This window comes from Pseudomonas sp. MWU347 (assembly GCF_017947305.1).
GTDB lineage: Bacteria > Pseudomonadota > Gammaproteobacteria > Pseudomonadales > Pseudomonadaceae > Aquipseudomonas > Aquipseudomonas putida_A.
On record NZ_JAFGZB010000043.1, the window covers coordinates 1 to 427 of the forward strand.

1 pseudogene is annotated in these 427 nt (G+C 59.7%); it reads right to left on the reverse strand.

Annotated features, from left to right (window positions below):
- A pseudogene (locus KCG87_RS27385) lies at positions 1-427 on the reverse strand (hypothetical protein); the annotation flags it as partial.

Genomic DNA, 427 nt, shown 5'->3' on the forward strand with positions numbered 1-427 from the left:
CCGATTTCCTTTCAGATCCACCACGACTCGGGTTGGCGCCGACCATAGGGAACGTGGATCGGGATAGTTGCCACACTCATCGATCACCTGGTACATCACCATCACCCCGGCGCTGTCGCCCGCCTCCTCGATCAGTGCTTGATCGATGGTCACGACCAGCGGGTTGTCGTCGGGGTCGTCAATATGTTTTTGCTCGACAAGGACGTTTTTCTCTACGCTGCCCCACGCCACCTTTACACGGTCGTTGATACGCATGAAGGGGTACGGCAGGATCGTGATCGGCACACCCGCCGCGGCCTCCTCGGGGCCGACGCCATTGTCGATGATGCTTTGGGGAATGTGGTAGCGCAGGTTCTGGTTGCCGGGCGTGGAAAAGTCGTCATCGAAACCGCCCGGGCGATCCAGCTTGACCAGAACCCTCTCCAGC